This window comes from Terriglobia bacterium, assembly GCA_020073185.1.
In the GTDB taxonomy this organism is placed as follows: domain Bacteria; phylum Acidobacteriota; class Terriglobia; order Terriglobales; family Acidobacteriaceae; genus JAIQGF01.
Map to the genome: position 1 here is coordinate 1 of JAIQFT010000097.1, position 7,902 is coordinate 7,902.

8 protein-coding genes are annotated in these 7,902 nt (G+C 60.6%); 2 read left to right on the forward strand and 6 right to left on the reverse strand.

The annotated features are described in order from the left end of the window. Positions 1–113: 113 nt before the first annotated feature. The 4 genes from LAN64_20045 to LAN64_20060 all read right to left on the reverse strand — a co-directional run bounded on the left by LAN64_20045 (position 114) and on the right by LAN64_20060 (position 3,455). Positions 114–1,322, reverse strand: a complete 1,209-nt coding sequence (locus tag LAN64_20045) for a hypothetical protein (GenBank protein MBZ5570118.1) — start codon at positions 1,320–1,322, stop codon at positions 114–116. A 42-nt stretch (positions 1,323–1,364) separates the two neighbouring features. Then, complete coding sequence (locus LAN64_20050) at positions 1,365–1,739, reverse strand: hypothetical protein (GenBank protein MBZ5570119.1); 375 nt, start codon at positions 1,737–1,739, stop codon at positions 1,365–1,367. Between the two features lie 360 nt (positions 1,740–2,099). Next, the gene (locus LAN64_20055; GenBank protein MBZ5570120.1) at positions 2,100–3,095 is read right to left on the reverse strand and encodes a site-2 protease family protein; all 996 of its coding nucleotides are present in this window, start codon (positions 3,093–3,095) and stop codon (positions 2,100–2,102) included. Positions 3,096–3,185: 90 nt separating this feature from the next. Continuing rightward, entirely contained in the window at positions 3,186–3,455 is a 270-nt protein-coding gene (locus LAN64_20060; GenBank protein ID MBZ5570121.1) for an integration host factor subunit beta, read from the reverse strand. Between the two features lie 380 nt (positions 3,456–3,835). On the opposite strand from LAN64_20060, the gene dcd reads away from it, so the two are divergent. Together dcd and LAN64_20070 are read left to right on the forward strand one after the other, a co-directional pair. After that, positions 3,836–4,399 (forward strand): dCTP deaminase, encoded by a 564-nt coding sequence (gene dcd / locus LAN64_20065; GenBank protein MBZ5570122.1) that lies wholly within the window; start codon positions 3,836–3,838, stop codon positions 4,397–4,399. A gap of 115 nt (positions 4,400–4,514) precedes the next feature. Then, positions 4,515–6,005, forward strand: a complete 1,491-nt coding sequence (locus tag LAN64_20070; GenBank protein MBZ5570123.1) for a M20/M25/M40 family metallo-hydrolase — start codon at positions 4,515–4,517, stop codon at positions 6,003–6,005. Positions 6,006–6,027: 22 nt separating this feature from the next. On the opposite strand, the gene LAN64_20075 is transcribed toward LAN64_20070, so the two are convergent. Continuing rightward, a complete protein-coding gene (locus LAN64_20075) occupies positions 6,028–6,411 on the reverse strand; it encodes an RNA chaperone Hfq (GenBank protein ID MBZ5570124.1) in 384 nt (127 codons plus the stop codon). 220 nt (positions 6,412–6,631) lie between these two features. Continuing rightward, a complete protein-coding gene (locus tag LAN64_20080) occupies positions 6,632–7,723 on the reverse strand; it encodes a DNA polymerase III subunit delta' (protein MBZ5570125.1) in 1,092 nt (363 codons plus the stop codon). Positions 7,724–7,902 lie beyond the last annotated feature (179 nt).

A 7,902-nucleotide genomic window follows, 5' to 3' on the forward strand; every position in this document is an offset into this window, starting at 1 on the left:
GATTCTACAGATTCTCAGCCTCACACTTTTCGAGAAAACGCCCATTTTATGCGCCCTTCAGGCCATCGACCAGGACGCCAATTTCACCGAAAACGTCAACCAACTGATTCTGTTCAACTTTTAACCGGACAGCAGTGAAAGGAGTTATACCCCGGACCGGACTGCATGCAGCACTCCGCGCACCCGTACGTTGCATGCCCGAAGGTCTTGTCGGTAATGGTCTTGCCTTCGTACAAGTAGCCAGCACCCCTCGCGTCCAGGTCCTTGATTTCATAGGAACCCTCCATGGCACCGGGTGGCATGAGCTGCCCGTTTTTGTCGGCGACCTGGTTGTGAATGAGATTGCCCACATCCACCCACGTCTGTTGTCCTGGAACCAGAACCCGCTCTGGCAACTGGTAAACTCCACTATCGCCATAGAACAGAGAGATCGCCACCCGGGCGTTCTTCTGGCCGGCGTTGCCAGTGGTGATAAGCGTGTCGTGTGTGGGGTCAACGTGCCACATACCGCCTTTCCACATGTAGGTAATGCTGGATGAGAAAGGGGACTGCAATCCATAACGCTTGCTATCGTCGTAACTGGCCGCGACGGCAATCAGATCACCGAGGCGTCCGGAGTAGGTGATTTCAACATTTGCCCAATTGGCATCAGATGGAACGCCCTGGAGTGCAGTCAGATCGACCCGTCGAGTCTCCTCCGCGGCTACCTTACCAAGGTCAAGCGGAGTTTGTCCGGTCGAACCCGCACTTTTCCAGCTTATCAGCATTGTGGGAGTGATCGCAGTGTCGGTGACATTTCGGACGAAAATTGAAGGATAAAGGACTGTTCCCTGGGGGTAGCCCAGCATGGGATCAGGCGTCGCCAGTCCGACCAAGGGCGCGCGAATCGTGATGGTGTCCACCTTATCGGCCAAGTCCCGCTCGAAAAGCTTCATGAGTGCGGAAAAATCCGTGGTTTCGTCGAACAGCACCTGCGCGACGTACACGGAGCCGGCGCCGGACTTGAAAGCCAGCTTCATTCCGCCCTGGGCTGAAGCGAAACCAGCGCGTTGCACGGTCTCACGGATGCGGATCCGTCGCGTCTCATGCGGCGCGAGCGTCAGATCGGTGCTGTACCGCGCTTTATCACCGGTGAAGGTTTGGCGTGCCTGTACCGGATCGGAACCAAAGTTACTGATCACCAGAAAGCCGTCGGACGTGGGTTGGGGAAGCCACCAGATGCTGTCGCGGCTGCCGGATGAAAAATTCGGCAGCAGGGGAAATGCATCGAAATGAAACGTGATCGCGTGACCCAGCCTCTGGACCATAGCCGCGGCGTACACGTTGTACGAGCTTGCCGAAGTGAACCTTAGGATCAGAGAACCCTAAGATCCGCCACGACCGTTCAGAGAGGGTGCCGCCGCCTGAAGATCAATCTTGCGAGCCCGGTCGGAGCCTAGCTTCACCGGCGAGAGTGGAAACTCGGTGCCATCCGGAGTACGAAGAACCGGCGTGATATCGAGGCTGGAGCTGGCGAGGTTGTTTCTGACTTCCAAGTATGTATCCCAGCCGGGCTCGAGACTCCAAAACGGTATGACAAGTTCCTGGGGCACTGCTGGCCTGGGCGGCGGAGTCGAGGTTTTTTTCAGCGGCGCGGCCGTCTTGCCGGGCGCAATCTGCGCCGTCGCATGGTGAAAGCCGGGGAGGAGGAGAACGATGGAAATCAGTCTAAGGAAGCAGTTGGAAATAGCCGAACCCATACAGGTCCTCCCAATCGCGCATTCGCGAATCCACAGTAACGCGGCTCTCACCTAACGAGCGGCGGCGAGCAATCTAGGCGCGAGCGCAGTTTCGTCACAATGAATCGTGATTACGTTCTGTTTCTGGAACATTCACCCCAGCGGTGAAGGCGAGGTTCATCGCATCGTGCTGAATCTACTTGGAAGATGAGTCGTGAAGGCGTGTGCAGCGAAGTCAGTGCAGCGCAGGGCTGTGCTGCCGATTACGTTCCGATTTCGGATCAAGTGAGAGATGGACGCTAGTTAGGGATTGGACGCGTGGAGTTGGTTTTTGCATAGCTGCTACTTCCGAATTGCCCTAACTCCTAACTACCAACTCCACTACCGTAGCGCTGCGCCCCGGAACGGCTCCGGCACCAAGGTCAGGATCAGCATGAAGAACGCGAGCAGCGCCAGCCATTTTCGCTTGCGCCCGATTCCCGGCCACGGCGGTACCTGCGGATGGCGCAGCCCGCTGATGGTCAGCAATAGTGCCCACACCAGCCATCCCGACCAGAGCAAGAATCCCATCGGCAGCAGGATGCCCACCGTCAGCCGCGACACGTGCCGGTGGGCGCGCGGCGAGATCGCGTACACGATGTGGCCGCCATCAAGCTGTCCGCCGGGCAGCAGGTTCAAAGCGGTAGCAAACATTCCGACCCAGGCGGCGATCGCCGTCGGATGCAAATAGACCGACGCTAGCGGCAGGCTGCCGCCGCCACTCACCCCAAGGCGGATCAGCAGCCAGCGTGCCCACTCGAAGACCAGTGGGTAGGACAGTACGAGATCGGACTGGCTCACCGTCATCGGCATGGGCTTGGAAAGGGTCAGCGCCGCGATCAAGGTGATGCAGGCGACCACGAACCCGGCAATCGGCCCGGCAATGCCGATGTCGAACAGCGCCTCGCGCGAGCGGATCGGCGACTTGATGCGAATAAACGCGCCCAGCGTCCCGATCAGCGTCGGCGCCGGGATGAAAAACGGCAGCGTGGCATTCACCCCATAGCGCATGCAGTACACGAAGTGACCCATCTCGTGCGCCAACAGGATCAGCATCAATGTCCCGGCAAAGGGCACGCCCAGCAACAGGCGCGAGGGCTGTGCCAAAATCCAGCCCAGCTCAAAAAAAGGAAGTACGCTGTCGCTGATAGTAAACGCCGGCAGGTTGTGCAGGAAATCGAATTCCAGCCGCGCCCCGACTACCAGCGTGGTGAACACCGTCGCCAGCAGCAGCACCGCGTGCAGCCAGTAGCGCCGCCGTGGGCGCTGCTCGGCCAGGAACACCTCGACCGGCTGGAAGTCGTAGGCGGACGGGACGGGAGGGATGGGGTCAGACATTACCGGGTTTCTGGTTTCCAGTTTCTAGCGCGGTATGGTTCCGGGTCCTCCTGGAAACTAGAAACCAGAAACTAGAAACTTGTTGTGCTGTTAGTCGATGGACTGTAATTCCTTGCCGGGCTTGAAGCGGACCGCCTTGCCGGGCGGGATGTTGACCTCGGCGCCGGTGCGCGGGTTGCGTCCGATGCCGGTCTTGCGCGGACGCACGTTGAACACGCCAAATCCGCGCAATTCGATCCGGTCCCCGCGCGACAGCGCATTCTTCATGCTGTCGAACACGGTTTCCACCGCCAATTCCGCTTTGGTTTTGGTGATGCCGGTTTTGTTCACCACTTCGTTGATGATGTCGAGCTTAATCACCTGCCGCTCCCCAATCTGTCGCAAAGTGTTGATGCTAAAGACATAAAGCTCGAATGTCAAATGTTTACATTGCTTGACGAAAGCTTATGCTCGGCTCGGTAGGGCGCCTTGTAATGTTGTGGGGACGCCGGTTGTCCACAAAATTTCCCGTATTCCACAGATTCTTCACATCGCATCCGCCGGGTTCGCTTGCCGCCGGACGTGATTCTTGCGACTCTTGAGCCCGCCGGCCGAGTTGCCAGCCGCGAGATTGCGATTGCATTGGACAATCTGGACCACGGATTCACATGGACTCTCACGGAATGTTTCTTCCGATCAGTGTGCATCCGTGACCATCCGTGGTTAATTTCGACTCGCAACTCGCAACTCGAAGGAGAACGATGTCCATCAAAAGCGATCGCTGGATCCGCCGCTTGGCCCTGGAACGCGACATGATCAATCCCTTCTGCGAGAAACAGATGGCCGGCGGCGTCATCTCCTACGGCCTGTCCAGCTACGGCTACGACCTGCGCGTCGCCGACGAGTTCAAGATCTTCACTAACATCAACGCCACCGTGGTTGACCCCAAGAACTTCGACGAGCGCTCCTTCGTCACCGTGCAATCCGAGTGTGCCATCATTCCGCCCAACTCGTTCGCGCTTGCCCGCTCGGTGGAGTACTTCAAGATTCCGCGCGACGTGCTCACCATCTGCGTCGGCAAATCCACCTACGCACGCTGCGGGATCATCGTCAACGTAACGCCCTTCGAGCCCGAGTGGGAGGGCTTCGTCACCCTGGAAATTTCCAACACCACGCCGCTGCCCGCCAAGATTTATGCCAACGAGGGCCTCTGCCAGATCCTGTTTTTCCAGTCCGACGAGCAGTGCGAAACCAGCTACGCCGACCGCAAAGGCAAATACCAGGCGCAGAAAGGCATCGTCCTGCCGAAGGTGAACAAGAAATAGAAATCGTGGCGCGGGCACCCTCGCCCGCGCGCCCCGCTAATCGGCAATCGACAATCGGTAATCGGCAGAGGGGTTTATACTCCCGCCCATGCTCCGCCGAGCTTTTGTATTCCTTATGCTGACCTCCATTGCCGTTGCTCAGTCCACACCCGACCTTGTTCGCGCCTGGGTTGCAGCGCACCAGCACGATATCCTGCGCGAGTACGTCGAGCTGCTCTCCATTCCCAATGTCGCGTCGGACAGCGCGAACATCCGCCGCAATGCCGAGCACATTGCCGACATGCTCCGCCGCCGCGGCACGCCCGCGCGCTTGCTGGAAGAACTTGGCGGTCCGCCTCTGGTATATGGCGAATTGGCCTCGCCGGGCGCAACGCACACGTTGATCATCTACGCGCATTACGACGGGCAGCACGTTGATGCCGCGCAGTGGGCATCGCCGCCGTGGTCACCCACGCTGCGCGACAACACGCTGGTGCAGGGCGGCAAGGAGGTCCCGCTGAACTCACTGCCGGCGACAATTCCCGGCGAATGGCGCCTCTACGCGCGCTCCGTCAGCGACGACAAGGCGCCGATTGAAGCCGTGGTTGCCGCGTTGGACGCGCTGAAGGCAACGGGCGCAGAACCCTCGGTTAACCTCAAGTTTCTCTTTGAAGGCGAAGAGGAAGCCGGCTCGCCGCACCTGGCCGCCGCCATGGAGAAGTACTCCGAGCTGCTCAAGGCCGACGCGTGGTTGCTGTGCGACGGCCCTGTCCACCAGACCCGCCGCATGCAGGTCTATTTCGGCGCTCGCGGCATGACTGACCTGGAAATAACCGTCTACGGCCCCTTGCACGCTCTGCACAGCGGCCATTACGGCAATTGGGCGCCGAATCCGGCGGCGCTGCTGGCCGAACTGCTGGCGAGCATGCGCGACGAAAATGCCAACATTACGATCGCCGGCTACTACCACGACGTACGCGCGCTGACAGAACCGGAAAAGCAGGCCATTGCCGCCGCGCCCGCCGTGGACACGCAGTTGCGTCGCGAACTCGGCTTGGCCTGGACCGAAGGCGAATCCGAGCCGCTGATGATGCGCATCATGCATCCGGCCATCAACATTCGCGGCCTGGATTCCGGCAATGTCGGCGACAAGGCAATGAACGCCATCCCCACGCAGGCGCGCGCGTCCATTGATTTCCGCCTCGTGCCCGACCAGCAGCCCGAGCGCGTGCACCAGTTGGTGGAAGCGCATGTCGCCAAGCTGGGCTTCTACATCGTGCACCAGGCGCCGACGCCGGAAGAGCGCCTGGCGCACGGCAAGATCGTGCTCCTCAATTGGGGTTCGGGCTATCCGGCGGCGCGTACCTCGATGGACCTGCCGGTATCACGCGCCGCTGTCCACGCCATCGAGTCCGCCCTGGGCACGACTATCGTGAAAGCACCCACGCTCGGCGGCAGCGTGCCCATTTACCTGTTTCTGGCGCGCGCGCCGGTGATCGGCGTACCCATCGTCAATCACGACAACAACCAGCACGCCAAGAACGAAAACCTGCGCCTACAAAATCTGTGGGACGGAATCCAGGTGTTCGCGGGATTGATGACGGGAATGGCAGGGGAATGGAGGTAGCATGCGGCCTGAAGCCTGAAGCCTATCTTCTCTCCTCGCTCACCTTGAACATGTACTTGATGGCGGTTTTGTAGATCAGGACGTTGGGCTGTCCGGTGCGGGTCACCTTGATGCAGTTCTTGTCGTACCACTCGATGACGCCCTGCATGGAATCGCCGTCGCGCAGCACGATCACCATCGGCGTCTTGGCCTGCATCTGCTTCTGGTAGTAAAAATTCTCGGCGTGCGTCTGCTCCGGCGGAGGCGTTTTCTTGGGGGCGGACACAACCCGCTCCGGCCGCTCGCGACGTTCTTTGTCCGAGCGAATTTCGTTGCGGTTCAGTGTCGGGCGAATCAGCTTACGGTTGGCGAAGCTCTCGGCGGGTTCCGGAAGCCTCCCCACGGCGGTGGAATCCAGTTCTTTCATGATGACGGGCAGCCCTCCCCTGGCCGAAGCAGCCAAAACGCTGCCCGGGCCGGATTTACTCCGACGCGGCCTCCCCGGCGGAACGCCACACACCAATTTGACCGAAGTAATGCCTTGAGTATTAAACAGGTGTGGACTTGCCGTTACCGTATCACAGGCTGCCGGTCTAGACAATCCTGAGTGAACCACCAGGCAGTTTGGCGCACCCGGTGCCCGGTTGCTATCTCTCCAACCTAGCCACCATCGCGTCCAGCGACAGCGAGCGCAGCAGGTTGCGCCGCATGCCGCTATCCACCTCTCCCACATACTGTGATGCCGCCGCAATCCAGGCGAAGTCCACCGACGCGGCCAGCCGTTTCAGTTCCGCCGCGATGTCGGTGTTGCGCACCAGTTCCGGCGTGCCCGACTTCAGGTACAGGATGTCCTCCAGCAGCGAATAGAACGTCCCGAGCAGGTGGTCGGTCTTGTCGCGGCCCTCGGCGCCGGCGCGATAGGTCTCGGTGGCGCGAAACAGGGCGCTGTGGTCGTCCGCATGAACCGCGGTGTTCAGTACCACCAAGGCATCCTGCCGCGCCGCCGTGTACGCCGCCAGGCCGAAGGAGCGCGCCCGGCCCACCGCTCCCTCCGACAGCCTGGCCACCAGCGCCCGCTGCAGCGGCTTCCACTCAGGATGCAAGCGCGCCAGGTCTTGCTCGATCTCCGCCGTGTCCAGCGGTGCCAGGCGAAAGCTCACGCAGCGCGAGCGGGTGGTGGGCAGCAATTGCCCGGGATTTTCCGCCAGCAGAAAGAGGGTGGCAAAGTCCGGCGGCTCCTCCAAGACTTTCAGCAGGGAGTTGGCGGCCTCTTTCATGAAGGCCGTGGTGGTGAAGACGTACACCCGGCGCCGACCCTCGCCCGGGCGGTAGTAGATGTTCCGGATGACGTGCCGCACCTGGTCCACCTTGATCATCATCTGCGGCGGGTCGGGTGGGATGATGAGCACGTCGGGGTGCGTCTGCACTAAGATGCGCGTTTCTTTCTTGTCAGTTTCTTTCAGACCTTCGCGAGCTTCGACGGCCGCGGCGCAGCGCGCTTCCAGGTCGTCGGCTTCGGCGATGCGCACGCAGTTCTTGCAGGCGCCGCAGAAATCCGGCAGATCGCCCTGGGGTGGCGACTGGCAGTTCATCGCCTTGGCCAGCATCTGTGCCAGCGTGTACTTGCCCGAGCCCTCGGGTCCGGCAAGGATCACGGCGTGCGGAAAGCGGTCGCGCGCCAGCATGCCGCGCAGGCTCTCCACCACGTCGCGATTTCCGTGGAACTGGTCGAAACCCATTGAGCCAACCCTACCACGGACGTAGCGAGGCAGAGAATAACCTAGCAGCCCGTGGTGTAAGTAGCTGAATTTCGGCACGGGCAGCGGCGTACTCGGTTGCGTGAGTTCGCCAAGTTTTTCGCGCGGGACATCGAGATTCCACTTCTGCACGGCCGATTCCGATCTTCCCGGCGCGGGAG

Coding starts and splice junctions, on each gene's coding strand:
- LAN64_20050 (MBZ5570119.1), bottom strand. CDS start 1,739: ATGGGTTCGGCTATTTCCAACTGCTTCCTTAGACTGATTTCCATCGTT.
- LAN64_20055 (MBZ5570120.1), bottom strand. CDS start 3,095: ATGTCTGACCCCATCCCTCCCGTCCCGTCCGCCTACGACTTCCAGCCG.
- dcd (MBZ5570122.1), top strand. CDS start 3,836: ATGTCCATCAAAAGCGATCGCTGGATCCGCCGCTTGGCCCTGGAACGC.
- LAN64_20070 (MBZ5570123.1), top strand. CDS start 4,515: ATGCTGACCTCCATTGCCGTTGCTCAGTCCACACCCGACCTTGTTCGC.
- LAN64_20075 (MBZ5570124.1), bottom strand. CDS start 6,411: ATGAAAGAACTGGATTCCACCGCCGTGGGGAGGCTTCCGGAACCCGCC.
- LAN64_20080 (MBZ5570125.1), bottom strand. CDS start 7,723: ATGGGTTTCGACCAGTTCCACGGAAATCGCGACGTGGTGGAGAGCCTG.